The following is a 26,289-nucleotide window of genomic DNA, read 5'->3' as shown; positions in this document are numbered from 1 at the left end:
ATCTCGCCCTGGAATACGTTCTTTCTGATCGTTGTGCTCGTCTGGATCCAGACCGGATTCGCGATGGTCGTGCTCTCGGCGGCCATCAAGGGCGTGCCGGCTGAGCAGTTGGAGGCCGCGGAACTGGACGGCACGAATGCGTGGGAGCGCTTCATCAACGTGACCGTGCCGGGCATCCGCTCGTCGCTCATCGTGGTGCTCACCACGATCTCGATCGCGTCGCTCAAGGTATTCGACATCGTGCGCACGATGACGGCCGGTGCCAATGAGACGAGCGTGATCGCCAACGAGATGTACACGCAGTGGAAGGGATTCGAGAACGGCCGTTCGGCGGCCTTCGCGGTCGTGCTCTTCGTGCTGGTCTTACCCATCGTCATTTACAACGCACGGCTGATCCAGAAGCAGAGGGAGATCCGATGAGCGCCGTCACACCCATCGACGTACCGATCGACAACGCGACGAAGCGCCAGCTCAGGGCCGGTGAACGCACCTCAGAGCGAACCCTCACGAAGCGCACGAAGAAGCGCCTGACCAGTCGCGGGGCGACCATTGCGTCGCTCATCATCGCCCTGGTCTGGACGGTGCCCACCTTCGGGCTGTTCATCTCCTCGATCCGTCCGGCCGTGCTGATCAACACCACCGGCTGGTGGACGATCTTCCAGAATCCCGGATTCACCCTCGACAACTACACGCAGGTTCTGAAGGCAGGGAACAGCCAGCTGAATCTCGGGCAGGCGTTCATCAACTCGATCGCCATCACGTTGCCCGCGACGCTCATCCCGCTGACTCTCGCGAGCCTCGCGGCCTATGGGTTCGCGTGGATGAACTTCAAGGGCAAGAACTGGATGTTCATCGGGGTGTTCGCGCTGCAGATCGTGCCGCTGCAGATGGCTCTCGTTCCCCTGCTGAGTCTCTTCTCCCGAGGGCTCAGCATCGGCGGAGTGCAGCTGTTCTCCGGGCTGAATGCGAGTGGTTCGTACACTCAGGTCTGGATCGCCCACACGATCTTCGGGCTCCCGCTCGTGATCTTCCTGCTCCACAACTTCATCTCCGAGCTCCCCGCCGAACTGATCGAGGCGGCGCGAGTGGATGGCGCGGGGCACGGGCAGATCTTCTTCCGGATCGTGCTCCCCCTCACCATGCCGGCCATCGCGTCGATCGCGATCTTCCAGTTCCTCTGGGTCTGGAACGACCTGCTGGTCGCGCTGGTGTTCGCCGACGGGGAGGTGGCCCCGATGACGAAGCTGCTCGCCGAGATCACCGGTGGTCGTGGCCAGGACTGGCAGCTGCTCACCTCGGGGGCGTTCATCTCGATCCTGGTTCCGCTCATCGTGTTCTTCGCGCTTCAGCGGTTCTTCGTGCGGGGCCTGCTGGCGGGCAGCACGAAGGGCTGATCCTCGCACCGCTCCCGGGCCTCGGCCCGGCGGCGGGGGATATGCGCTCGCGGCGGGAGTTACGACTCCCGCCGCGAGTCGTTTAACCCGCCGCCGGGCGTCGTTTCTCCCGCCACCAGAACTGTCGCCGGCCGGCGCGGGGCACTCAGCGCGGCCAGCGGATTCCGCCCGTCGCGAATCGCGGCCGGCCCGTCGTCTGCCCTGCGTACAGTGAGGGGATGAGTGGAATGCACGGCGGCAGCCAGGTGGGTCGCATGGGAAAGCAGCGCACGCGCATCAGCGGCGGGGACGCGGATGCCCAGCGCGAGGCCAACGCGGAGGCGCCGCGCATCCCCGACCTTCTCGCTCGCATCGTGCAACTCTTCGCGCCGCACCGCCGCTCCCTCGCCATCACGGCGGTGCTCGTCGTGATCGGCGCCGCCCTCACGGTGCTGCCGCCTCTTCTCACCAAGCGCGCGTTCGACTTCGGACTCTTTCCGGCAAGCGGTCGCCCCGACTTCCCGGTGCTGATCGAAATCGTCGGCCTCATGGTGCTCATCTACGTCGCCTCCGCGGCGCTGGGGGTGTGGCAGACGTTCCTCACGGCCACCGTGGGCAACCGGGTGATGGGCGCGCTGCGGGTGCGCCTGTTCGGCCACCTTCAGAAGATGGAACTCGCGTTCTTCACCCGCACCAAGACCGGCATCATCCAGTCCCGTCTGCAGAATGACGTGGGTGGCGTCGCGAGCGTTCTCACCAACACCGTCTCCAGCGTGCTCGGCAACACGGTCACCGTGATCGCGGCGTTCGTGTCGATGCTCGTGCTCTCCTGGCAGCTCACGATCGTGGCCGTGATCCTCATGCCGATCCTCGTCTTCGCCCAGCGTCGGGTGGGCCGCGTTCGCGCCAAGATCGCGACGAAGACGCAGGAGTCGCTCAGCGACATGACCGCCATCACCCAGGAGACGCTGTCGGTCTCCGGCATCCTGCTGGCCAAGAGCTTCAACCAGCAGGGTACCGAGGTCGGGCGGTACTCCAAGGAGAACGACAACCAGATCGGCCTCCAGGTGCGGGAGCAGATGAGCGGCCAGTGGTTCTTCGCCACGGTGCAGATCTTCCTCGCCATCATCCCGGCGGTGATCTACATCTGCGCGGCCTGGTTGATCCTCGGCGACGTGCCGGTGACGGCCGGCACGATCGTCGCCTTCACGACGGTGCAGGCACGGCTCATGTGGCCGCTCCTCGGGCTCATGCGGGTGGCCCTCGACCTTCAGACCTCGCAGGCACTGTTCGCGCGGATCTTCGAGTACCTCGACCTGCGTCCGGCGATCGCGGACGCCCCGAACGCCCACCCGGCCAACCCCGCGAAGCTGGGTCGGATCGAGTTCGACGACGTGGTCTTCGCCTATCCGGATGCCGGATCCGATGCCACGCCGACGCTCAAGGGCGTCTCGTTCGACATCGAACCCGGTCAGTTCGCCGCCTTCGTCGGGCCGTCCGGGGCCGGCAAGACCACCGTCTCCTACCTGATTCCGCGGTTCCACGACGTGACGAGCGGACGCATCCTCTTCGCCGGGGATGACGTGCGCGAGCTGGAGCAGGAGTCCCTCGTCGCCAACATCGGCATCGTGAGCCAGGAGACCTACCTCTTCCACGCGACGATCGCCGAGAACCTGCGCTACGCCAAGCCCGGCGCGAGCGACGATGAGCTGGTGCGCGCGGCGCGGGCGGCGAACATCCACGACACGATCGTGTCGTTCCCGGACGGCTACGAGACCGTCGTGGGGGAGCGGGGCTATCGACTGAGCGGTGGTGAAAAGCAGCGCATCGCGATCGCCCGGGTTCTGCTGAAGGATCCCCGCGTGCTGATCCTCGACGAGGCGACGAGCTCCCTGGACTCGATCTCCGAGCGCGTCGTGCAGGACGCCCTCGACACCGCGTCGGCCGGCCGCACCACCATCGCGATCGCGCACCGGCTCTCGACGGTCGTCTCGGCCGACGTCATCTTCGTCGTCGACGGCGGACGCATCGTGGAGCGCGGCACCCATGCCGAGCTGGCCGCGGCGGGCGGAGTCTACGCGGGCCTCTACCGCGAACAGGTCTCGTCGGCCGGCGCCTAACCCGCGTTGCGTTGCCGGCGGACCCCCTGCCGCACTGCCCCGACGATGAGCCGAACCACCACTCCCAGGAGTGCCAGGTCGAGGAGCATCTGAACCGACGTGACGAGGCGGCTCGCGTCCGTGCTCGGCGCGATGTCGCCGAAGCCGACGGTGGAGAGCACGGTGATGGTGAAATACAGGCCGTCCGACCTCGTCAGGGGCTCGGTGAAGGCCCCGGCATCGGCGTCGGACATGGCGAAGTACACCGAGGAGAACACGACGATGAGCAGCAGGAACGCGACCGCGACGGCCTCCACCGCCCGCAGCCTCGGGTAGTCCGCGACGACGATCGTGCGGATCTCCCAGCCGAGCACGACGAAGAAGACAGCGCAGCCGACGATGAAGAACAGGATCGTGGAGAGCCCGTGGAGCGCTCCGATCGGCAGCAGGTAGTAGACGGTGAGGAGAGCCACGGACGACAGGGTCAACCTCAGCGCGGTCAGGCCGAGCAACCGGCGACGCGAACGGCGATCGAGGTGTTCGTGCGCGGTCGAGAGGATGAGGCCATCGTCGTCGGTCATCTGCGCTCCCACGTGCTGTTGAGCAATTGTGCCGCTTTCGGCTCTCGGGCGGAAGCCGTCTGCCCCCACGCGTAACCGGCCGAACGTCGCTGGTAGATTGGCCGGACCATGAAGTACGCAAACAGCGTCATCGACCTCGTCGGAAACACCCCCCTCGTCAAGCTCAACGTCGTCACGGCGGGGATCGCGGCGACGGTGCTGGTGAAGGTGGAATACCTCAACCCCGGCGGCTCGTCCAAAGACCGCATCGCCACGCGCATCATCGACGCGGCCGAACGCGAGGGCAAGCTGAAGCCGGGCGGCACCATCGTGGAGCCGACCTCCGGCAACACGGGCATCGGGCTCGCGCTCGTCGCCCAGCAGCGCGGCTACCGGTGCGTCTTCGTGCTGCCGGACAAGGTGGGCGAGGAGAAGCGCAACGTGCTGCTCGCCTACGGCGCCGAGGTCGTGGTCACGCCGACCGCCGTCGCGCCGGACAGCCCGGAGTCCTACTACTCGGTGTCAGACCGGCTCGCGCGGGAGATCCCGGGCGCCTTCAAGCCCAACCAGTACTCGAACCTCAACGGCCCGCTCAGCCACTACGAGACCACGGGTCCGGAGATCTGGCGGGACACCGACGGCCGGGTCACCCACTTCGTGGCGGGCGTGGGTACGGGCGGCACCATCAGCGGGGTCGGCAAGTACCTCAAGGAGGTGTCTGGCGCCGCCGTCACGATCATCGGCGCCGACCCGGAGGGATCGGTCTACTCCGGCGGCACCGGGCGACCGTACCTCGTCGAGGGCGTCGGTGAGGACTTCTGGCCCGAGGCCTACGATGGCTCGGTCGTGGACCGGATCATCGCGTCTTCGGACGCCGAGTCCTTCGACATGACCCGACGGCTGGCGCGCGAAGAGGGACTCCTCGTCGGCGGATCGAGCGGCATGGCGGTGGCCTCGGCACTCAAGGCGGCGCGCGAGCTCCCCGCCGACGCGATCATGGTCATCCTGCTTCCCGACGGCGGTCGCGGCTACCTCAACAAGGTGTTCAGCGAGAAGTGGATGCAGTCGTACGGCTTCACCCAGGTCTCCGACGAGAAGACGGTCGCCGATGTGGTGAGCCACAAGACAGGTTCGCTGCCCGCCCTCGTGCACGTTCACCCGTCCGACACGGTTCGCGACGCTATCCAGATCATGACCCAGTACGGCGTCTCGCAACTGCCGGTGCTGTCCGCTGAGCCCCCCGTCGTGATCGGAGAGGTGGTGGGCGCCATCGAGGAACGCTCCCTGCTCGAGCAGGTGTTCAGCGGCGACGCGCAGATGACCGACCCGGTCGGGAAATTTATCGGCGCCCCGCTCGGTTTGATCGGTGTACATGAATCGGTGAGCTCCGCCCGGTCGGCGTTCGGCAAGGCGGATGCCTTGCTCGTGACCGAGGACGGCAAGCCGGTGGCCGTGGTCACCAGGCACGACCTGCTCACCTTCCTCTCCGACTGACCAACTCGTCCCTCCCCCAGAAAAGAACCCCGTGCCAGAACCGCTCGATTTCTCTACCCGCGCCATCCACGTCGGTCAGGAGTTCGACCCGACGACGGGCTCGGTGATCCCGCCGATCTACCAGACCTCGACCTTCGTGCAGGACGGCATCGGCGGCTTTCGGAACGGCTACGAATACGCTCGGGGCGGCAACCCCACGCGCACCACGCTCGAGACGCTGATCGCAAACCTCGAGGGCGGCGCCCACGGGTTCAGCTTCGCCTCGGGCCTCGCCGGCGAAGACACCCTCCTGCGGGCGATCCTGCGTCCGGGCGACCACGTCGTGATGGGCAATGACGTCTACGGCGGCACGCACCGTCTCGTCAATCGCGTGTTCGTGCCGTGGGGCGTGCACCTCGACTCCGTGGAGATGACCGACCTCGACGCCGTGCGCGCGGCGATGACCCCCGCCACGAAGGTGCTCTGGCTCGAGACACCGAGCAACCCCCTGATGAAGATCAGCGACATCGCCGCCCTCGTCGAGATCGGCCACGCTGCCGGAGTGCTCGTGGTCGTCGACAACACCTTCGCGTCCCCCTACCTGCAGAACCCGCTCGCGTTCGGTGCGGACGTCGTCACCCACTCGACCACCAAGTACCTCGGCGGTCACTCCGACGTGCTCGGCGGCGCCGTCGTGATCAACGACGACGAACTGGCCGAGAAGGTGGGCTTCCTGCAGTTCGCCGTCGGGCCCGTCTCCGGGCCGATGGATGCCTGGCTCACCGTGCGCGGGATCAAGACCCTCGCGGTGCGCGTGGAGCGGCACTCCTCCAACGCCCAGGCCATCGCCGAGGCGCTGGTGGGGCATGCCGCCGTCGGCCGCGTGTTCTACCCGGGCCTGCCGGACCACCCGGGACACGAGCTCGCCGCGCGCCAGATGCGCGGCTTCGGCGGGATGATCTCCCTCGCCCTCACCGGTGGTGCCGCCGTCGCGCGCAAGTTCGCCGAATCGACCGAGCTGTTCCAGCTCGCGGAGTCCCTCGGCGGTGTCGAGTCGCTCATCGGATACCCCTCGGAGATGACCCACGCGTCGGTCAAGGGCACGTCTCTCGAGGTGCCGGACAACATCGTGCGGCTGTCGGTGGGCATCGAGGGAGTCGACGATCTCGTGGGCGACGTTCTCGCCGCCCTGGACCGCGCCACCGCCTGAGCGCCCTCCCGGGTCGACACCCGCATCCGCCAACGCCCAGCAAGCTCATACCGTTTGCATAAGCGCGCCTGTGGGGCGCCATAGTCGACACCGAGGCGGGCCGCCAAGAGTGAGCTCATGGCCCACTCCTCTGACTCTCTCGCTCTCGACGTGGCGGTTCCCGTCTACAACGAGCAGGACTCGCTCGAACGCGGAGTTCGAACCCTGCACGCCTACCTGGCCGCCGAGGTCGACTTCCCATGGCGCGTCACCATCGCCGACAATGCGAGCACCGATCACACCGCGGCGATCGCGGACCGGCTGGCCGCCGAACTGCCGAACGTGGTCGCGGTGCACCTCGCGGAGAAGGGCAGGGGCCGCGCGCTCAAACGGGTGTGGCTCGACTCGCCGGCCGAGGTGGTCGCGTACCTCGACGTGGACCTCTCCACCGACCTGACCGCCCTGCCCCCGCTGGTCGCCCCGCTGCTGTCCGGTCACTCGGATGTCGCCATCGGCACGAGACTCTCCCGTGATTCCCGGGTGGTGCGTGGAGCCAAGCGGGAGTTCGTCTCTCGGTGCTACAACCTGCTGCTTCGGGGCACGATGGCCGTGCGGTTCAGCGACGCCCAGTGCGGATTCAAGGCGCTGCGACGCGAGGTGGCGCAGCAGCTGATCCCTCTCGTCGAGGACGACGGCTGGTTCTTCGACACCGAACTGCTGATCATCGCCGAGCGCTCCGGGTTGCGCATCCACGAAGTCCCGGTGGACTGGATCGACGACCCGCACAGCTCGGTGGACATCGTCTCGACGGCCCGGGACGACCTCCGGGGCATGTTCCGGGTGGGGAGATCGATCATGACCGGGCGGGTGCCGGTGGAGACGATCTACGCCGAACTCGGTCGGCGACCATTCGACTCGGCACGGCCGCCGAGCTTCTTCGGCCAGGTCGTGCGATTCGGCGCGGTCGGCGTGGCCTCGACCGGTGCCTTCGCCCTGCTGTATTTCATCTTCCAGCTGGGGATGCCCGCCCAGGCGGCGAACTTTCTGGCGCTGCTGCTCACCACGGTCGCCAACACGGCGGCCAACCGGCGGTTCACCTTCGGTGTGCGGGGCCGGGCGGGCGCGGCGAGGCACCAGCTCCAGGGGCTCGTCGTGTTCGGGCTGTCCTGGCTGGTGACGAGCGGATCTCTCCTGCTGCTGCACGCGCTTCGGCCGGACTCGGGCCCCCGGGCCGAGCTCATCATCCTCACCCTCGCGAACCTCGTGGCCACCCTGCTCCGATTCGTTCTGCTGCGGGTGTGGGTGTTCCGCGGGCAACGGCGGCCGGCCTCGCCCGGTGCGCCCGCCGCCGACCCCGCGGCGTCTTCCCCCACCCGCCTCAACCAGAAAGTGACGAGCTCATGACCTCATCCACCACCACGACCACCTCCGAGGGCCACCGGCGCCCAGCGGAGGCCGCCGCGGCGACCCTTCGGCGGCTGATCCGCGGCCGGGCAGACACGGCGGCCTGGGAGCGGCCGGCGCTGATCGGCCTGCTCCTCGCGACCGCGGTGCTCTACCTCTGGAACCTCTCGGCGAACGGCTGGGCGAACTCGTTCTACTCCGCGGCGGCGCAGGCCGGATCCGTCAACTGGGAGGCCTTCCTCTACGGATCCTCGGATGCCGCCAACTCCATCACCGTCGACAAGCCGCCGGCGAGCCTGTGGCTCATGGCGCTCTCGGTGCGGCTGTTCGGGCTGAGCTCGTTCAGCATCCTGCTGCCCGAGGCGATCATGGGGGTGCTGACCGTCGGCTTCGTCTACGCCACGGTGCGACGCCACTTCTCCGCCCGCACGGCCCTGCTCGCGGGGGCGGCCCTGGCGATCACGCCGGTCGCCGCGCTGATGTTCCGGTTCAACAATCCGGACGCCCTGCTCGTGCTGCTGATGACCCTCGCCACCTACTTCACCCTCCGCGGCATCGAGAGCGGAAAGATCCGCTGGGTGATGTGGGCCGGCGCGATGATCGGCTTCGGCTTTCTCACGAAGCAACTGCAGGCGTTCCTCATCCTTCCGGTGCTTGCCGGGGTGTACCTCTGGGCGGCGCCCGTCAGGCTCCGCGCGCGGCTGGGTCACCTGTTCGCGGCCCTGGGCACGATCGTCGTCTCCGCCGGCTGGTGGGTGGCGCTCGTCGAACTCGTTCCGGCGAGCATGCGACCGTACATCGGCGGATCGCAGTCCAACAGCTTCCTCGAGCTCACGTTCGGCTACAACGGGTTCGGTCGACTCACCGGCAACGAGACGGGGAGCGTCGGCGGCGGGGGAACCGGCACGGGCATGTGGGGGTCCGCAGGGATCCTTCGCCTCTTCGAGGGCGAGATCGGCGGCCAGATCACCTGGCTCCTCCCTGCCGCGCTCGTCGTGATGGTGGTGGGCTTCGTGCTGCTCTGGAAGACCCCGCGATCCGATCCCCGGCGCGCGGTGCTTGCCCTGTTCGGCGGCTGGCTGCTCGTCACCGCCCTCGCGTTCAGCTTCATGGCCGGCATCTTCCACGCCTATTACACCGTCGCCCTCGCGCCGCCGATAGCCGCGGTGGTGGCCATCGGATCCTCGCTGCTCTGGTCGAGACGTGGCGAACTCTGGGCCAGGATCGTCTCCGCCGCGACGGTGGCGCTCACGGTGTTCTGGGCCTTCGCGCTCCTCGGCGAGGCCACGACCTGGCTGCCCTGGCTCAAGTGGCTCGTGCTGGTGCTGGGTCTCGTGGCCGCCGCGCTTCTGCTCCTGCCGCGTCGCGGTCGGGCCCTGGCCGGGGTCACCCTGGCGGTCACGCTGGTGAGCACCCTGATCGCCCCGGCGGCCTACAGCCTCGAGACCGTGTCGACCGCCCACACCGGCTCGATCGTCACGGCCGGGCCGACGGTGAGCGGCAGCGGGTTCGGTGGCGGAGGTCCCGGCGGCATGGGCCGACCGGGCGGTCAGGGTGGCGCGGGGGGCACTCCTCCCATCGGGAACCTGCCGAACGGGACCCTGCCGACCGGGACCCCTCCGGCCGGTCAGCTCGGTCAACGGCAGACCGGCCAGGCGGGGACGGGTTCGTTCGGTGAGGCGCGGGGAGGCATGGGCGGCCTGCTCGGCGGGGCCAGCGCAAGCTCGGCGGTAGTCGCTCTGCTCGAGTCGAACGCGGCCGAGTACACCTGGGTGGCCGCGGCGGTGGGCTCCAACAACGCGGCGAGCTACCAGCTTGCCTCGGGACTTCCGGTCATGGCGATCGGGGGCTTCAACGGAAGCGACCCGTCCCCCACCCTCACCACGTTCAAGGCCCTCGTAGGCTCGGGCAAGATCCACTACTTCGTCGGTTCGGGATCCGTTGGCCGATCGATCGGGGGCTCGTCGGCGTCCTCCGAGATCGCCACCTGGGTCGCGGCCACCTTCACCGCGAAGACCGTGGACGGAGTCACGATCTACGACCTCACCGCCCCGGTCGGCTGATCGGCGGGACCGATCGTGCCCGTTCGTCGCGACTGTTCCCCCTCGAGGTGGGCAACCGTGTCGAACGGGCACAGGCGGTAAGTCGTGGCACCCTGTCCGTTTATCGCTAGCCGTTTCGATGCCGCCGCTGCGACGATTGGGTCATGATGATGGCCTCATGACCGCGGAAGCGACCACGAACACCGGCGTGCCCCACGCCGGCACGGTGGGACTCCTCCAGGGCTCTGCGCTCTACATCGCCGCGGTTCTCGGCACCGGCATCCTCGTGCTGCCGTCCCTGGCGGCGAGCACCGCCGGTCCGGCGTCGATCGTGGCGGTGTTCGCGGTGCTGCTGCTGTCGATTCCGCTTGCCGGCACCTTCGCTGCGCTCGCGGCCAGATACCCGGATGCCGGGGGCGTCGCCACCTTCGTTCGCCTCGCCCTCGGCAGGACGCCGGCGCGGATGGCCGGCTACTTCTTCTTCTTCGGGGTCTGTGTCGGATCGCCGGTCGTGGCGGTGCTCGGCTCCTCCTACGTCGTGGCGATCTTCGGCGGGCCCCGCTGGGCCGTCATCGTGGGGGCCGTCCTGATCCTGATTCTCCCACTCGTGTCGAACGCCTACGGACTGCGGGTCTCGGGGGTGGCGCAGCTCGTGCTCACCGGCGCACTCATCGCTATCGTGATCGGCGTCGTCGCGGTGTCGGCGCCCGCCTCGAGGCCGCAGAACTTCACTCCGTTCCTGCCGCACGGCTGGTCGGGAGTGGGAGCGGCCATCAGCCTCTTTGTCTGGGCATTCGCCGGCTGGGAGGCCGTCACCCACATCGCGGGGGAGTTCCGCAACCCCCGCCGCACCATCCCGCTCGCCACCGGGATCGCGATCGCCGCGGTGGGGGCGGCATACCTCGCCCTGCAGGCCGTGACCGTCTCCGTGCTCGGCAGCGCGGCCGGCGCCGGCGCGGTGCCGCTGCTCGACCTCGTCGCGAGAACAGCGCCCGGTGTCGGCCCCGCCTTCGTGGCCATCGTCGCTGCCGTCGTGTCGCTCGGTGTGCTCAACGCCTATCTCGGCGCCTTCGCCAAGCTCGGCGCGTCACTCGGTCGCGACGGCGACCTGCCCGGGTGGCTCGCCCGGGGAGTGGAATCCGGCGGCATCCCCCGGCGCAGCCTCGCCGTCGTCGGTGGGCTCGCGTTCGTCTATCTCGCGGCCCTCGTGGCGAGCGGCCTGTCGCTGCAGCCGTTCATCCTCATCCACACCAGCTGCATGGTGGCGGTGTACGCCCTCGGCATGGCAGCCGCGGTGAGGCTCCTCGAACGGTGGTCAGTCGGCTGGTGGCTCGCCGTCGTGTCCTGCGTTCTCGTGCTGGGCCTGCTCCTGCTGGCGGGTAGCCACCTCCTCATTCCCGGTATTCTCGCCGTTGCGGCCATCGTGGTCGGACTCGCCACAAGGAGACGACCATGACCGAATACCGCGCCCGCTTCGACGCGCGAGTCGAGTTCGCCAACGGCGGCGGTCTCGGCGCCGAGGGCTTCAGGATCGATCTGCCGAGCCCGGACGTCACCGAGGCGGATGTCGCCCGACTCTTCGTGGGCCACCTGGGACTGGCACTGGTCTCGACGGTATCCGTCTCGAACCTCGTGATCGCGCAGGAACAGCACCGCGGCACCCGCGGAGTCGAGTCGCCACCGACGGCCCCTCCTGGCCGGCTCGTGGACCTCAGCCACACCATCCGCGCCGGGCTCATCACCTATCCCGGACTGCCTGCTCCCGTCATCACCCCGCATCTCACGCGCGAGCAGTCGATCGACAGGTACGCGCCCGGCACCCAGTTCGCCATGGACATCATCACCATGATCGGCAACACCGGCACCTACCTCGACAGCCCCTTCCATCGGTTCGAGGGTGGGGACGACCTGGCCGACCTCGACCTCGCGACCCTCGTCGACCAGCCCGCGGAAGTATTCCATTTGCAGGATGTATCGGCGCGAGGCATTCCCGCCGAGGTGTTCCTCGACCGCGACCTCGCCGGCACGGCGGTCCTGCTGCACACCGGCTGGAGCTCACGATTCGGCACGCCCGGCTATGCCACCGGCGCGCCATTCCTCAGCGCCGAGGGTGCCAGTCATCTGGCCGAGGCGGGGGTCACCCTGGTCGGCATCGACTCGCTCAACATCGACGACACCGAGGGCGGGGGCGAGCGTCCGGCGCACACCACGCTGCTCCGCTCCGGCATCCACGTCGTCGAACACCTCACCAACCTCGCCGCGCTGCCGCCTTCCGGCAGCAGCGTCACCGCCGTGCCGCCGAAGGTCGAGGGGTTCGGCACCTTCCCCGTGCGCGTCTTCGCGCGGGTGCTCTGAACCGGCGCTCACCCGCTCCCGGGGCCGGCCAAGCGTGGGCCATAATGGTTTTCGTTGTACGTGAAATGTGATCGTACACATCACACGTCGACGAAGCCGGACTACCTCTCATGGAACCAGACAAGGTTCGCGCCCCGAATATTCGGGACGTCGCACGCCTGGCCGGCGTGTCGTACCAGACGGTCTCGCGGGTTCTCAACAACTCGGAGAGCATCAAGGACACCACCAAGCAGCGCGTGCTGGAGGTGATAGCGCAGGTCGGCTATCGACCGAACCAGGCCGCCCGGGCCCTGGTGACGAGTCGCACCCGTACGATCGGCGTGCTCACGTCGCAGACCGCCCACTACGGACCGACCACGAGCCTGCACGCCATCGAGGAGGCCGCGCGCGAGGCGGGCTACCTGATCAGCACGACGAGCCTGGCCACGAGCGATCACGCGGCGATCGTGGACCGGCTCGAACACCTGATGCGCCAGGCGGTCGAGGGGCTCGTCGTGATCGCCCCCCAGGTTCGCGTGTTCGACGCGATCCGGCATCTCGACATCAGCGTGCCGCTCGTGACCCTCGATTCCACCCGGCGGGACGACCACCGCAGCCTCTCGGTGGACCAGATCGCCGGGGCGCGGATGGCCACCCGCCACCTCATCGATCTTGGGCATCGCGAGATCGTGCATCTCTCGGGTCCGCAGGACTGGATCGAGGCCGAGGCGCGGATGACCGGCTTTCTCCGCGAGGTCGACGACGCCGACCTCACGACCCACCCCCCGATCCTCGGTGACTGGACGGCGGATTTCGGGCACCACGTCGGCCGCGAGCTCCTCCGGTATCGGGACTTCACCGCGGTGTTCGCCGCGAACGACCAGATGGCCCTCGGCCTGATCCACGCCTTCCGGGACGCCGGACTCGACGTGCCGGGCGACGTGAGCGTCGTCGGCTTCGACGACATTCCGGAGGCCGCACACTACTGGCCGCCGCTCACAACGGTGCGCCAGGATTTCGCCGAAATCGGCCGACGGTCGGTCGCGATGCTGCTGGCCGAACTCCGTGGCGAAGTGGAGTCCAACCACGAGCAGGTTCGGCCCGAGCTGATCGTTCGAAAATCAACCGCGCCGCCCCGAATTTAGGCTCGAGATGATGTTAGCGATCACATTTTGATTTCAAAGATGCGTTAACTTCTTGACGACAACGGTTTCTTGCTGCACTCTCGAGGGATGCCTGCATCGCCGCATCCGGTTTCCAGGGGCGTCCGCAACCCCGGGTCCCAGACGGCTCTGCGCGAACTCAATCAGAAGCGGGTGGTCGACGCGCTCCTCGGCGGTGGTCCGTCCACCCAGGCCGAGCTCTCCAGGCAGACCGGGCTGTCCACCGCGACTGTCTCCAACATCATCAAGAAAATGGCCCACTCCGGCATGGTGGCGACGGAACCCACCACGAGTTCCGGGCGCCGTGCGCTTCTCGTGCGACTCATCAGCAACGGCGCGGTGGCGGTGGGGATCGACTTCGGCCGCCGTCACCTCAGGATCGTGATTGTCACCTTGGGACACGTCGTGGTCGACGAGGAGTACGTGGAGCTTCCCCCGGCCACCGCGCGGAGGAGGGCATCGACCGCGCCGCCGAATTGCTTGCCGTCATGCTCGAGCGGCATGGCATCGCTCCCTCGTCGGTGCTGGGCGTGGGGGTCGGCATTCCCGGTCCGATCGACCAGCGCACCAACACCGTCGTGCAGGGGGCCATCCTGCCCGAGTGGGTGGGCATCCACCTGCCGGACCTCGAGAAACGCCTGCATTTCCCGGTAGTTTTCGACAACGACGCCAATCTCGGTGCCCTCGCCGAGGTCACCTGGGGGCCGCATAACTCCGTGGAGAATCTCGCCTTCGTGAAGATCGGAAGCGGCATCGGAGCCGGGCTGATTCTCAATGGACGCCCGTACTACGGCAGTCTCGGAATCACCGGAGAAATCGGCCACGAGACCATCACCGACAACGGGCTGGTCTGCCACTGCGGCAATCGCGGCTGCCTCGAGACCGTCGCCTCCACGTCCGTGATGATGCAATTGCTCAGCCGCGGGGGCACCCAGACGGTGACCACGGCCGATATCGTGCGGAACGCGCTCGCCGGCGACTCCGCAACCCTGCGGGTGCTTGACGACTCGGGCGTCGCCATCGGTCGGGCGCTCGCCAGCATCGCCAACCTCATCAACCCGCAAGTGATCGTCATCGGGGGACCGCTTGCCGGTCTCGGCGACATCCTCCTGAAGCCGATCGAGCGCGGCCTCCGCCGTCATGCAGTGCCGAGCGTCGGGGAGGCGACCACGATCGTGATGTCGGCGCTCGGCGCGGCCTCGCTCGTGCTCCAGGCGTCCGGAATGCGTCAAAACTGAGTCGTTACGGACTTGTTGTGTTCACAACTTGACGACAAGACCGTTCTCGGGGTTTAGTCTGTTAGCGGGCAAAATTCAGCCCTGATGACAAGGGAGTCCTACGTGAAAGCAGATGCGCCCGCCGCACGTGTGAACGTACACATCCCGCCGTTCGATGGCGCGGAGGTCCGGCATGACAACTGAGCCGATCATTCTCGAGATGCGCTCGATCACCAAGGAATTCCCGGGCGTCAAGGCGCTCGACCGGGTGTCCCTCACGGTGAAGGCCGGCGAGATCCATTCGATCTGCGGGGAAAACGGGGCGGGAAAGTCCACCCTGATGAAGGTTCTGTCCGGGGTGTACCCCTATGGCACCTACGACGGCGACATCATCTTCCAGGGCGCCGAGTGCCGATTCAAGGACATCAAGTCGAGCGAGGCCGCCGGCATCGTGATCATTCATCAGGAGCTCGCCCTCATCCCGGAGCTCTCGATCACCGAGAACATCTTCCTCGGCAACGAGCCACGTGGTCGCTTCGGCAACATCGACTGGGTCGTGGCCAAGAAGACCGCAATCGACCTGCTTGCGCGCGTCGGCCTCGTCGACGACCCGGACACCCAGATCAAGAACCTCGGTGTGGGCAAGCAGCAGCTGGTGGAGATCGCCAAGGCGCTGCACAAGTCGGTGAAGCTCCTCATCCTCGACGAGCCGACCGCGGCGCTCAACGAGGCGGACTCGCAGCACCTGCTCGACCTGATCCTCGGCCTCAAGGGTCGCGGCATCGCGTCCATCATGATCTCCCACAAGCTCAACGAGATCGAGCAGATTTCCGACGAGATCACGATCATCCGCGACGGCAAGTCGATCGAGACGCTCAACATCAAGGAGGATGGGGTCAACGAGGACCGCATCATCCGAGGCATGGTGGGGCGCACGCTCGAGAACCGCTTCCCGGACCGCAACTCGAAGATCGGCGAGGTCTTCTTCGAGGTGCGGAACTGGACAGTGCAGCATCCCCTCACCGCCGAGCGCATGGTGGTCAAGAACTCCAGCTTCAGCGTCCGTCACGGCGAGGTCGTGGGATTCGCCGGGCTCATGGGCGCCGGTCGCACGGAGCTGGCGATGAGCATCTTCGGTCGCTCCTACGGCAACTTCATCTCCGGCCAGGTGTTCATGAACGGCAAGGAGATCCAGCTGCGTAACGTCGCGGAGGCGATCGACAACGGTCTTGCCTACGTGAGCGAGGACCGCAAGGCGCTCGGGCTCAACCTCCTCGACGACATCAAGGAGTCGGTGGTCTCGGCCAAGCTCTCCAAGATCTCGCGCGGCCAGGTGATCGACAAGGTGAAAGAGCACAACATCGCCGAGGAGTATCGCAAGAGCCTCCGGATCAAGACGCCGACCGTGCAGGAGGGCGTGAACAAGCTCTCGGGAGGCAACCAGCAGAAGGTGGTGCTGGCGAAGTGGATGTTCACCGATCCGGACCTGCTCATCCTTGACGAGCCGACCCGCGGAATCGACGTCGGTGCTAAGACGGAGATCTACGGGATCATCCGCGACCTCGCCGCCCAGGGCAAGGGAGTGATCATGATCTCCTCTGAGCTGCCGGAGCTTCTCGGGGTCTCCGACCGCATCCTGACGATCTTCGAAGGCACCATCACCAACGACATCCCGGCGTCGGAAGCCGACCCGGAAACCCTCATGAGAAGCATGACCTCCTCGAAGAAGAAAGTTACCCAGCCATGAGCGCTACGACAGAAGCCCCGAAGAAGTCGGGCGGTATCCGTGACCTGAGCAAGATGTTCGGCAGCGGATCCAGCACTCGCCAGGTCGGCATCCTCGGCGCGTTGATCGTCATCATCATCCTGTTCCAGATCCTGACCGGTGGGCTCACGCTCGACCCGATCAACCTCATCAACCTGGTCAACCAGAACGCGTACGTGCTGATCCTGGCGATCGGCATGGTGATGGTGATCATCGCCGGCCACATCGACCTGTCTGTGGGATCGGTCGCCGCCTTCACCGGCATTATCGTGGCCATCTCGATGCAGAGCTGGCACTTCCCGCCGCTGCTCGCGATCCTCTTCGGCCTCGTCGTGGGAACGCTGATCGGCATGTGGCAGGGATTCTGGGTTGCCTACGTCGGCGTGCCGGCCTTCATCGTGACCCTGGCCGGAATGCTCATCTTCCGCGGCGGCAACCAGCTCGTGGGCAACTCGCAGAGCATCCCGGTTCCCGACTCCTTCGCCATCATCGGCAACGGATTCATCCCGGACTTCGGGCCGCAGTTCGGCTTCAGCAACGGCACTCTCATCCTCGGCGTTCTCGTCGCGCTGGCCGTGGTCTGGGGCGAGGTCCGGGCTCGCCGCACGCAGCGCAAGATGGGGTCGGAGAGCGCGCCCCTCTGGGTGAGCGTGGTCAAGGTCGTCATCCTGCTCGCGGTTGTGCTCTACGCGACCTACCTCTTCGCGACGGGCCGCCCGGGAACCAGCTACCCGGTCTCGGGCATCATCCTTGGCGTGCTCGTGCTGCTGTACTCGTTCATCACCCGCAACACCACCTTCGGCCGCCACATCTACGCCGTCGGCGGCAACTGGCACGCCGCGGAGCTCTCCGGCGTCAACATCAGGCGCATTAACTTCCTCGTGATGATGAACATGTCGATCCTCGCGGCGCTGGCCGGGATGATCGCGGTCGGTCGGTCCGTCGCCTCCGGCCCCGGCGACGGCGTCGGCTGGGAGCTCGACGCGATCGCGGCCGTGTTCATCGGTGGTGCGGCGGTCTCCGGCGGCATCGGCACCATCGTCGGTTCCATCGTCGGTGGTTTCGTGATCGCCGTGCTCAACAACGGCCTGCAGCTTCTCGGCGTGGGAGTCGACCGGGTGCAGATCATCAAGGGCCTCGTGCTCCTCGTGGCCGTCGGCATCGACGTCTACAGCAAGAAGCAGGGCAGACCCTCGATCATCGGCCGGTTCACTCGTGCCCGCCGAGTCAACGAAGATCTCGACACCCCGCGCGTGCTGCCCACGGATCCTCAGGAAGAAACAGCACGCCCCAAGTCCACTACGCCGAATTGATCACTCGCGTAGCCCCTGGGGGCGCCCGTTGCCCCCAGTCTTTCCACTGCACCAACAGACAACAGAAAGAGACAACACATGCGTAAGTTCGCAATCACGACCGTGGCAATCGCCGGGGTCGCACTGATGGCCCTGTCGGGCTGCTCGAGCCGTGGCACGACCACCAGCTCGTCCGGCGCCGCTGCCGGATTCAAGGCCGGCTCCGTCGTCGGCGTCGCCCTTCCGGACAAGACCTCGGAGAACTGGGTTCTGGCCGGAAAGCTCTTCGAGGAGGGCATCGCCAAGGCCGGGTTCAAGGCAGACGTGCAGTACGCGCCGGCCACCAACACGGTGTCGGAGCAGCAGAACCAGATCACGTCGATGACGACCAAGGGTGCCAAGGTCATCGTCATCGGTGCCAAGGATGGTTCGCAGCTCGGTTCGCAGGTCAGCGCCGCTCACAGCGCGGGCGCCTCCGTCATCGCGTACGACCGCCTCATCCTGAACACCAAGGATGTCGACTACTACGTGGCATACGACAACGAGAAGGTCGGTGAGCTCCAGGGCCAGGCACTTCTCGACGGCATGAAGGCTCGCTTCCCGGACGCCAAGACGTACAACATCGAGCTGTTCTCCGGCTCGTCGGACGACGCCAACGCTCCGGTGTTCTTCAAGGGCGCGATGAAGGTGCTGCAGCCGAAGATCGATGACAAGACACTGACCGTCGTCTCCGGCCAGACCGACATCAAGCAGACGGCGACCGCCGGATGGCTTGCCCAGAACGCCCAGACCCGCATGGACACCCTCCTCGCGGCGAACTACACGGGCAGCACCGTTCTGAACGGCGTTCTGTCGCCGAACGACACGCTGGCTCGCGCCATCATCACGTCGATTCACGCGGCGGGCAAGGACAAGCCGGTTCAGCCCGTCATCACCGGTCAGGACTCCGAGGCCGCCTCGATCCCGCTGATCATGAGTGGAGTGCAGTACTCCACGATCAACAAGGACACGACGAAGCTCGTTGCCCAGACCATCGCGATGATCAAGGACCTTGCCGCCGGCAAGACGCCTTCGACCAACTCGACGGACTACAACAACGGTGTCAAGGTTGTTCCGACGTACCTGCTCCCGCCGGAGCTCGTCACCAAGGACAACGCCGCCGAGTCGTACAAGAACACCCCGTCACTCGAGGCGCTGACCAAGTAGTCACGGTTCGATGATCAAGGTTCGGCCCCCGCGGAATCCGCGGGGGCCGAACTTTTTTGCGCCCGGGAGTCGAGCCGAGGATTTTTCCCACTGCGAGTCGGCCGAAGACTATCCTGAGACTGTTCGTCCCTAAGAGTGCAGTTAACCGGGAGCGCCCGAGTCGACGGGAGGTGACCCCGTGGCAGCCCAAACCGATACCCGATCGGAGGCCGAGGGGCTCGCGTCGCCCCTGATCCGCACGCCAGACCAGCGGCTCCGGATCTTCGTCAGTTCCACGCTGCGGGAACTCGCCCCGGAGCGCAAAAGCGCGCGGGTGGCCATCGAGCGGCTGCATCTCGCGCCCGTCATGTTCGAGCTTGGCGCTCGCCCGCATCCGCCCCGCGAGCTGTACCGTGCCTACCTCCAACAGAGCCACGTCTTCGTGGGACTGTACTGGGAGCGGTATGGCTGGGTGGCGCCGGGTGAGGAGGTCTCGGGACTCGAAGACGAGTACAACCTCGCGCCAACACTCCCCAAGCTCATCTACATCAAGGAACCGGCCGAGTCGCGGGATGCCGGCCTCACGGCCCTGCTCGCACGGATTCGGGACAGTGACAACGCGTCGTTCAAATACTTCTCCACTCCCGAGGAGCTCGGCGAACTCCTCGAGGCGGACCTCGCGACGATGCTGGCCGAGAGCTTCGAGCGGAGCCTCGAGCCGCCGGCCCCCGCGCAGTCGATCGTGGTCGCGGCCGAAGAGACGGGGGTGCTCCCCCACCCGCTCTCGGAACTGGTGGGACGGGAGCGTGAGGTCGATGCGCTGGTGACGGCGCTCACGCGGGAGCGAGGCAGGCTCCTCACCCTGACCGGCCCGGGCGGAATCGGCAAGAGCCGGCTCGCCATCGACGTGGGCAATCGGGTGCGCAGGGACTTCCCTGGTGGCGTGTGGTTCGTCGACCTGTCCACGGTGCACGACGCCGCGCTCGTGCCCACGGCGATCGCACAGTCCCTCGGCGTGCGCAATGCCGGCGACGGACCCCTGATGGAAAAGATCACGACGGCACTCTCGAATCGCAAGGCGCTGCTCGTGATCGACAACTTCGAGCAGGTGCTCGACGCGGCGACCACGCTCTCTGCGCTCCTGGCCGCCGCGCCCGAACTCACGATGCTGGTGACGAGTCGGATGCTCCTGCGGGTCTCCGGGGAGCGGACATTCGAGGTCGGCTCGCTCGGGCTGCCGGCCCTTACGCGGCGAACCGATGTCGCCTCGGTGCTCGCCTCGGCATCCGTCGCCCTGTTCGTGGAGCGCGCCCGCGCGGTGAAGCCAGACTTCGAGGTGACGGCGGAGAACATGGGGGACGTCGCGCGGATCTGCATCGTCCTCGAGGGGGTTCCGCTTGCCCTGGAACTCGCGGCCGCGCGCATCCGCATCCTTCCGCCGGCCACTCTGATCGAGCGACTCGACCGAGGCCTCGCGTTGCTGGCTGGCGGCGCCAGGGACCTGCCGGCACGACAGCAGACCCTGCGCAGCACGATCGAGTGGAGCACCCAGTTGTTGCGGGAGGACGAGCTGTTGCTGCTCGAGCAGCTGGGGGTATTCGCCGGAGGCTTCTCGCTCGAGGCCGCGGAGGATGTCTGTGTGACGCCGTCGGGTTCGCGGGTGCTCGACCTGCTCGAGACCCTCGTCGACAGCAGCCTCGTGCGCCAGCAGGACCGCGGCGACCGACCGTACTTCACCATCCTCGCCACCGTGCGCGAGTACGCCCTGGAGAAGTTGGCGGACCGCGGGCAGCTCGAGGACGCCGGACGGCGGCACGCCACCTACTACCTGCGTGAGAGCCGACACGCCAAGCGGATGCTCGACGGCTCGGAGCAGGCCGACTGGGCCGCGCGGCTCGCCGACGAACGGGACAACCTGCGGGCGGCCGAGCGCTTCTGGCTGGACCACCGGGAGTGGGTCTCGGCAGCCGAATTCGCCTGGAACCTCTACCTGTACTGGTGGATCGGCGGTCACCTGGGCGAGGTGCGGGTGTGGATGGACGAGGTGCTCGAGTCCGGAGACGAGCTGCCGGACCTCACGAGGGCCCAGGCCCTCTACTTCACGCGGGCGATCACCTTCTGGCAGGACCGGGAGAAGGAGATCGTTCCGGGTCTCACCGAGAGTGCTCGACTGTTCCGCGCGCAGCACGACCGATCGGGTGAGGCCTTCGCGCTCGTGTCCCTCGCCCTCGCTGTGCTGTCGGCACCCGAACCGGACGTGGCGCAAGCCGATGCCGAACTCGAGCAGGGGGTGGACCTGTTCCGTCAGGCCGGGGATCGGTGGGGCGAGGCGATGGCCTTCGTCACCCGCGGTCGGGTGGCGCTCATGCGGCATGACCTGGAAGGAGCGCTCACCTGTTTCACCGAGAGCCTCGCCCTGACCAAGTTGCAGCGGGACGACCTCGGCACCGCCATCGCCCTTCACCACCTCGGGTGGGTCAACCTGTTGAGCGGGGATCCGGCCAAGGCGGCGGCGGCGTTCGACGAGAGCCTCTCGATCTCGGCCCGCCTCGGCCATGTGGAGGGAGTGGCCTGGGGCCTCGAGGGATTCGTGGGAATCGCCGCGGCGTCGAACGACGCCGATCGAGCAGGTCGACTGCTGGGGGCATCCGAATCGCTTCGTGAGCAGACGGGGCTCTACAACGCGCGGAGCTTCTCCCTTCACGAGCGGGCGGTGCAGTCGATCATCGACGGCCCCGCTGCGGCCGAATTCGAGCGGGCGCGGCTGGAGGGTCATGACCTGTCGCTCGAGGAGGCGGTGTCGCTCGCCCTGCCCGCAGCGGTGGTGCGGCAGAGCACGCGAACGAACGCGGTGGACGCGAACTAGGAGGAGCCGGTGTCGAACCAGCGCAACAACCTGTCCCGGGTTCGCGGGCGCGGCAACGGAGGCGACGCGATCCTGGCCCCCACCCGGTGGCTGGGGATTGTGATCCTGCCATTTCTGGCCGCCGCGAGCGTGCTCCTCTACGGCTTCCCGACCGGTACCGACCGGCTGTTCGCCTGGACCATCGTTCCTCCGCTCACCGCCATGCTTCTCGGGAGCGCCTACATCGGAGGGATCTGGTTCTTCATCGGGGTGGTGATCGAGCGACGCTGGCACCGCGTGGCGAACGGGTTTCCCGCCGTGATCGTGTTCGCGACCCTCGCCGGAATTGCCACGCTCCTGCACTGGGATCGCTTCCACCATGGGCACATCTCCTTCATCACCTGGGTGGTGCTCTACGTCACCACTCCGTTCCTGGTGCTTGCGGCCTGGATCGCGAATCGCCGGGCGGATCCGCGGTTGCCGGAGTCCGTCGACGTCACGGTTCCGAGGGGGATTCGGTTCACGCTTGCCGTGATCGGGGTGCTCGCGATCGTCGCCGGGCTCGCCCTCTTCGTCTTCCCAGCCGCCTTCCTCAACACCTGGGCGTGGCAGCTCACCCCGCTCACCGCCCGCATCGTCGGGGCGATACTGACGCTGCCCGGCATGGTCGACATCCTCTTTCTCGTGGACTCGCGGTGGAGCGCGTTCCGGCTGATCTTCCAGGCGCAACTGGTGAGCCTCGCGTTCATAGTCGTTGCCCTCTTCCTGCGCCGGGGCGACCTCGAGTGGTCGCGGCTGGCCGCGCCCGCCTTCGTCGGGGGGATCATCCTGTCGTTTGGGCTCTACCTGGCGACCTACGTCTTCTGCGAGCGGCGGCGCGGCTGAGAGGGTTCCGGCCGACGGGTCGGCCCGGGCGCCGAGTGTCCGCCGTTCTGCTTGCACCTATTGCCCCACCCGGCCCGCGCTCGACCTGGCCCGTCCATAACTCCTGCAGATTCGCCGGGGCCTGGTGCGTGGCCCCCAGATCCCGCGGGTGGTCAGTGCTGCTCGGCCAGTTTTGCCGGAGTTGTGCACGCCGGGACACTGCAGGCAGGAGAACCGGGCGGCGCGCGGCGGCGCGACGCGGGGCAGGCCCCCCGCTAGGCGGCCTCCCGGCCAAGGCCGGTCGATGCGTCGCCCGCCGTGCATAACTCCTGCTGTTTGCGCCGGCAGTGCCTCGGGCCCGCGGGATCGCGGGGGTCGGCGGGCGGCTCGGCGATTCCAGCCTGAGTTATGCACGGGGAAGAGGGGAGGCGAGCGCGGGCGGGATGGCCCGGGCGGGATCGCGCGGGAGGGGGGATGGCCCGGGCGGGATGGCGCGGAAGGCCCGGGAGGCGGGATTGCCCGGGACGCGAGCGCGGGATCGACCCGCCTCCTTCTCTTTGGGGCGAGCGACGATGTAGCATAGCAGGGGAAATGTGAGCGATCACATTTGAGAGACTGACGAAGGAGTCGCAATGGCCGCTGAGCCGGGGACCATCGGGCCGGACGACCGGTACGTGATCGGAATCGACTACGGCACTCTGTCGGGCCGGGCCGTTGTGGTGAGGGTGTCCGACGGTGTCGAGTTGGCATCGGCCACCCACGACTACCCGCACGCGGTGATGGATACGGTGCTCGCGTACACGGGCAAGGCGTTGCCGCCCGAGTGGGCGCTGCAGGTGCCGTCCGACTACGTCGAGGTGCTGAAGACCGCGGTTCCCGCCGCGGTGGCGGCCGCGGGCATCGATCCGGCCGCCGTGATCGGCATCGGCACCGACTTCACCGCGAGCACTCCGCTGCCGGTGATCGCCGACGGCACCCCGCTCAACGAGCTCGCCGAGTTCGCCGACCGGCCGCACGCCTACGTCAAGCTCTGGAAACACCACGCGGCCCAGGGCCAGGCCGACCGCATCAACCGGGTCGCCGCCGAGCGGAACGAGACCTGGCTTCCCCGCTACGGCGGGCTCATCTCGAGCGAGTGGGAGTTCGCCAAGGGGCTGCAGCTGCTCGAGGAGGATCCGGAACTCTACGAGCGGATGGACCACTGGGTGGAGGCGGCGGACTGGATCGTCTGGCAGCTCACCGGCCGTTACGTGCGCAACGCGTGCACGGCCGGGTACAAGGGCATCCTGCAGGACGGCGAGTACCCCAGCCGGGAGTTCCTCGCCGCGCTCAACCCCGCCTTCGCCGGCTTCGCGGATGACAAGGTCGCCCACGAGATCGGCCAGCTCGGCGACGCTGCCGGCACGCTTTCGGCGCGGGCCGCAGCCTGGACCGGGCTGCCGGCCGGCATCGCCGTGTCGGTGGGAAACGTGGACGCCCACGTGACCGCGCCGGCGGCGCAGGCCGTTGAGCCCGGCCAGATGCTCGCGATCATGGGCACCTCGACCTGCCACGTGATGAACTCCGACATCCTCACCGAGGTGCCCGGCATGTGCGGTGTCGTCGACGGAGGAATCGTCTCCGGACTGTACGGCTACGAGGCCGGCCAGTCCGGGGTCGGCGACATCTTCGCCTGGTACGTGAACAACCAGGTGCCCGGCAGCTACCTCGAGGCGGCGGCGCAGCGGGGCATCGGCATCCACGAGCACCTCACCGACCTCGTCAAGGACCAGCCGGTGGGAGGGCACGGGCTCGTCGCGCTCGACTGGCAGAGCGGAAACCGATCGGTGCTCGTCGACCACGAGCTGAGCGGCGTCGTGCTCGGCACGACGCTCACCACCCGGCCCGAGGAGATCTACCGCGCCCTGTTCGAGGCGACCGCGTTCGGCACCCGCACGATCGTGGAGACCTTCAACGCCAGCGGCGTGCCGGTCACCGAGTTCATCGTGGCTGGGGGGCTCAAGCGCAACCCCTTCCTCATGCAGGTCTACAGCGACGTGCTGCGGATGCCGATCTCCATCATCGCGAGCGAGCAGGGGCCGGCGCTCGGGTCGGCCATCCACGCCGCCGTCGCCGCCGGTGCCTACCCTGACGTGCTCACGGCCGGCCGCGCGATGGGAAAGGTCGACCGCGCGGTGTACGTACCGAACGCCGAGGCGGCGGACGCCTACGACCGGCTGTTTGCGGAATACGCCACACTGCACGACTACTTCGGTCGAGGGGCGAACGAGGTCATGCATCGGCTCAAGGCCATGAAGCGAGAGGCAGCAGCATGAGCGACCTGCGGCAGGCCATCGACGGCGTTCGCGCGGACGTGTGCGCTCTGCACGAGCTTCTCGTGCGCTACCGGCTGGTGATCTGGACGGGCGGCAACATCTCGGGCCGGGTGCCCGGTGCCGACCTCTTCGTGATCAAGCCGAGCGGCGTCGAGTACGACGACCTCACTCCGGGCAACATGATCCTCTGCGATCTCGACGGCACGGTCATCGAGGGCAAGCATGCGCCATCGAGCGACACCGCGGCGCACGCGTACGTCTACCGCAACATGCCGCACGTGAACGGGGTCGTGCACACGCACTCCACCTACGCCACGGCGTGGGCGGCGCGCGGCGAGGTCGTGCCCTGCGTGATCACCGGCCAGGCAGACGAGTTCGGCGGGGAGATCCCGGTCGGGCCGTTCGCCATCATCGGCGACGAATCCATCGGCGAGGGCATCGTCGCGACGCTCTCCGGTCATCGCTCCCGCGCCGTGCTGATGCAGAACCACGGGGTCTTCACCATCGGAAAGAGTCCCCGCGACGCCGTGAAGGCCGCCGTCATGGCCGAAGACGTGGCGCGCACCGTGCACATCGCGCGCCAGCTCGGCGACACAATCCCCATCCCGCAGGACAAGATCGACGCCCTGTTCGACCGCTACCAGAACGTCTACGGGCAGGCCCCGGCCGGCTCGCTCGACGGGCCGGTCGCCCAAACCACCCCGGACCTCGACCCAGAAGGACTTGACGCATGAGCCGCTCGATAATCCCCGACCTCGCCTCCTCCGAGGTGTGGTTCCTCACCGGCAGCCAGAACCTCTACGGCGAGGAGACCCTCGCGCAGGTGGCCGAGCAGTCGCATGAGATCGCCCGGGCCCTCAACGCCGCGAGTGACATCCCCGTGACCGTGGTGTGGAAGCCGGTGCTCAAGGACTCCGACTCGATCCGCCGCCTGGCGCTCGAGGTGAACGCGCAGGACAAGGTGATCGGTGTCATCGCCTGGATGCACACCTTCAGCCCGGCCAAGATGTGGATCACCGGCCTCGACCTGCTGCGCAAGCCCCTGTTGCACCTGCACACCCAGGCGAACGTCGCGCTGCCGTGGTCGGAGATCGACTTCGACTTCATGAATCTCAACCAGGCCGCGCACGGTGACCGGGAGTTCGGCTACATCCAGACCCGCCTCGGTG

18 protein-coding genes and 2 pseudogenes are annotated in these 26,289 nt (G+C 67.4%); 19 read left to right on the top strand and 1 reads right to left on the bottom strand.

What is annotated here, in order from left to right; all coding sequences use genetic code 11:
• The 3 genes from ACHZD8_RS06360 to ACHZD8_RS06350 all read left to right on the top strand — a co-directional run.
• The coding region (locus tag ACHZD8_RS06360) for a carbohydrate ABC transporter permease (protein WP_394769325.1) at positions 1 to 420 on the top strand (420 nt) is incomplete at its 5' end.
• A complete protein-coding gene (locus ACHZD8_RS06355; protein ID WP_394769324.1) occupies positions 417 to 1,394 on the top strand; it encodes a carbohydrate ABC transporter permease in 978 nt (325 codons plus the stop codon). The genes ACHZD8_RS06360 and ACHZD8_RS06355, both read left to right, overlap by 4 nt.
• Positions 1,395 to 1,612: 218 nt before the next feature.
• On the top strand, positions 1,613 to 3,493 hold the full coding sequence (locus tag ACHZD8_RS06350) for an ABC transporter ATP-binding protein (protein WP_394769323.1): 1,881 nt from the start codon (positions 1,613 to 1,615) through the stop codon (positions 3,491 to 3,493).
• Here ACHZD8_RS06350 and ACHZD8_RS06345 read toward each other — a convergent pair.
• Positions 3,490 to 4,053: a potassium channel family protein gene (locus tag ACHZD8_RS06345; RefSeq protein WP_394769321.1), complete on the bottom strand. Its 564-nt coding sequence runs from the start codon at positions 4,051 to 4,053 to the stop codon at positions 3,490 to 3,492. The two genes, ACHZD8_RS06350 and ACHZD8_RS06345, sit on opposite strands and share 4 nt — an antisense overlap.
• A 108-nt stretch (positions 4,054 to 4,161) precedes the next feature.
• Here ACHZD8_RS06345 and ACHZD8_RS06340 point away from each other — a divergent pair, with 108 nt between their 5' ends.
• From ACHZD8_RS06340 to ACHZD8_RS06265, 16 genes and pseudogenes are all read left to right on the top strand, one after another.
• Positions 4,162 to 5,526: a cystathionine beta-synthase gene (locus tag ACHZD8_RS06340; RefSeq protein ID WP_394769320.1), complete on the top strand. Its 1,365-nt coding sequence runs from the start codon at positions 4,162 to 4,164 to the stop codon at positions 5,524 to 5,526.
• 31 nt (positions 5,527 to 5,557) lie between these two features.
• Positions 5,558 to 6,715, top strand: coding sequence for a cystathionine gamma-synthase (locus ACHZD8_RS06335; RefSeq protein ID WP_394769319.1), 1,158 nt, complete (start codon positions 5,558 to 5,560; stop codon positions 6,713 to 6,715).
• 117 nt (positions 6,716 to 6,832) lie between these two features.
• A complete protein-coding gene (locus ACHZD8_RS06330; RefSeq protein WP_394769318.1) occupies positions 6,833 to 8,098 on the top strand; it encodes a glycosyltransferase in 1,266 nt (421 codons plus the stop codon).
• A complete protein-coding gene (locus ACHZD8_RS06325) occupies positions 8,095 to 10,161 on the top strand; it encodes an ArnT family glycosyltransferase (RefSeq protein ID WP_394769317.1) in 2,067 nt (688 codons plus the stop codon). Before ACHZD8_RS06330 ends, ACHZD8_RS06325 begins: the two co-directional genes overlap by 4 nt.
• 157 nt (positions 10,162 to 10,318) lie before the next feature.
• The gene (locus tag ACHZD8_RS06320) at positions 10,319 to 11,596 is read left to right on the top strand and encodes an APC family permease (protein ID WP_394769316.1); all 1,278 of its coding nucleotides are present in this window, start codon (positions 10,319 to 10,321) and stop codon (positions 11,594 to 11,596) included.
• The gene (locus ACHZD8_RS06315) at positions 11,593 to 12,495 is read left to right on the top strand and encodes a cyclase family protein (protein ID WP_394769314.1); all 903 of its coding nucleotides are present in this window, start codon (positions 11,593 to 11,595) and stop codon (positions 12,493 to 12,495) included. The genes ACHZD8_RS06320 and ACHZD8_RS06315 overlap by 4 nt, the downstream gene beginning before the upstream one ends.
• Before the next feature lie 110 nt (positions 12,496 to 12,605).
• Positions 12,606 to 13,619: a LacI family DNA-binding transcriptional regulator gene (locus ACHZD8_RS06310; protein ID WP_394769313.1), complete on the top strand. Its 1,014-nt coding sequence runs from the start codon at positions 12,606 to 12,608 to the stop codon at positions 13,617 to 13,619.
• Between the two features lie 87 nt (positions 13,620 to 13,706).
• Positions 13,707 to 14,875, top strand: a pseudogene (locus tag ACHZD8_RS06305) (ROK family transcriptional regulator).
• A gap of 172 nt (positions 14,876 to 15,047) precedes the next feature.
• A complete protein-coding gene (gene mmsA, locus ACHZD8_RS06300) occupies positions 15,048 to 16,601 on the top strand; it encodes a multiple monosaccharide ABC transporter ATP-binding protein (RefSeq protein ID WP_394769312.1) in 1,554 nt (517 codons plus the stop codon).
• Entirely contained in the window at positions 16,598 to 17,932 is a 1,335-nt protein-coding gene (gene mmsB, locus ACHZD8_RS06295; protein ID WP_394769311.1) for a multiple monosaccharide ABC transporter permease, read from the top strand. The genes mmsA and mmsB overlap by 4 nt, the downstream gene beginning before the upstream one ends.
• A gap of 78 nt (positions 17,933 to 18,010) precedes the next feature.
• Positions 18,011 to 19,117, top strand: coding sequence for a substrate-binding domain-containing protein (locus ACHZD8_RS06290; RefSeq protein ID WP_394769310.1), 1,107 nt, complete (start codon positions 18,011 to 18,013; stop codon positions 19,115 to 19,117).
• A 178-nt stretch (positions 19,118 to 19,295) separates the two neighbouring features.
• The gene (locus ACHZD8_RS06285) at positions 19,296 to 21,962 is read left to right on the top strand and encodes a DUF4062 domain-containing protein (RefSeq protein ID WP_394769309.1); all 2,667 of its coding nucleotides are present in this window, start codon (positions 19,296 to 19,298) and stop codon (positions 21,960 to 21,962) included.
• Positions 21,963 to 21,971: 9 nt separating this feature from the next.
• The gene (locus tag ACHZD8_RS06280; protein WP_394769308.1) at positions 21,972 to 22,826 is read left to right on the top strand and encodes a hypothetical protein; all 855 of its coding nucleotides are present in this window, start codon (positions 21,972 to 21,974) and stop codon (positions 22,824 to 22,826) included.
• Between the two features lie 611 nt (positions 22,827 to 23,437).
• Positions 23,438 to 25,120, top strand: a complete 1,683-nt coding sequence (araB, locus tag ACHZD8_RS06275) for a ribulokinase (protein ID WP_394769306.1) — start codon at positions 23,438 to 23,440, stop codon at positions 25,118 to 25,120.
• Positions 25,117 to 25,854: an L-ribulose-5-phosphate 4-epimerase gene (locus ACHZD8_RS06270; RefSeq protein ID WP_394769305.1), complete on the top strand. Its 738-nt coding sequence runs from the start codon at positions 25,117 to 25,119 to the stop codon at positions 25,852 to 25,854. Before araB ends, ACHZD8_RS06270 begins: the two co-directional genes overlap by 4 nt.
• Positions 25,851 to 26,289, top strand: a pseudogene (locus ACHZD8_RS06265) (L-arabinose isomerase); the annotation flags it as partial. The gene ACHZD8_RS06270 and the pseudogene ACHZD8_RS06265, both read left to right, overlap by 4 nt.

Source organism: Lacisediminihabitans sp. (genome assembly GCF_043726815.1).
GTDB lineage: Bacteria > Actinomycetota > Actinomycetes > Actinomycetales > Microbacteriaceae > Lacisediminihabitans.
This window is presented reverse-complemented; position numbering and strand designations above follow the sequence as displayed.